We start from the raw sequence: 994 nt of genomic DNA on the forward strand, positions 1-994 counted from the left end.
GCAATCTGATCCGGGATGTCGCGTCCACGATGGATGCGGACAATCCGGGTTTGTCGTCGGATCGGACCTACCGCTACACCTATGATCCGCGGGATCGGATCTCGCAGGTGACCAAGACCGACACTGCCACGGGTGACACTCTGGCCACGGAGTCGTATCTGCATGATGCGGCCTCGAACGTGATCGAGCAGACCGTGGACGGTGTCACCACCAGCTACACCTATGACCGCAACCGGCTGCTCTACGCCACCACCGATGGGGTACGCGCGTCGTACAACTACGACCCGTTCGGCCGCATCGACACGGTCACGGCCGCGGGTGAGGTGATCGAGCGTTACAGCTATGACGGGTTCGACCGCGTCGCCGAGCACACCCGCATGGACGACACCGGCACCACCTCCACCACCAGCTACTCCTACGACCCGCTGGATCGCACCGCCTCACGCACCGATGACGCCGACACCAGTGGCGCGGAGACCACCGAGTTCACCTACCTCGGCCTGTCCGGCGAAGTCCTCAACGAAGAAGTCGCCGGACAGGTGCAGAAGTCGTATCACTACTCCCCATGGGGCAAACGCCTGTCCCAGGTCACCTTCAACCCCGACGGCAGCCAAGAGGACGCGTTCTTCGGGTACAACCCCCGCACCGACGTCGAAACCCTCACCGACGATTCGGGTGATGCCATCGCCACGTATGGCTACACCGCCTACGGCAACAACGACGAGGACGAGTTCACCGGCGTGGATGCACCCGATCCGGGTGACCCCACGGCTGAGGCGTACAACGTCTACCGTTACAACGCCAAACGCTGGGACTCAGCCTCCGGCACCTATGACATGGGGTTCCGTAACTACGACCCCGGCATCAACCAATTCCTGTCCCGCGACTCCTACACCGGCGCCCTCGCCGACCTCAACCTCACCACGTCCCCGTGGAACAACAACCGCTACGCCTACACCGGCGGCAACCCCATCTCCTACATCGAACTCGACGG

1 protein-coding gene is annotated in these 994 nt (G+C 63.0%); it reads left to right on the plus strand.

The features are described from left to right. A partial coding sequence (locus tag G1H10_RS32090; RefSeq protein WP_216853877.1) for an RHS repeat-associated core domain-containing protein occupies positions 1 to 994 on the plus strand: 994 nt, incomplete at both ends.

Origin of the sequence: Phytoactinopolyspora halotolerans, assembly GCF_010550675.1 — a bacterium.
Classification (GTDB): domain Bacteria; phylum Actinomycetota; class Actinomycetes; order Jiangellales; family Jiangellaceae; genus Phytoactinopolyspora; species Phytoactinopolyspora halotolerans.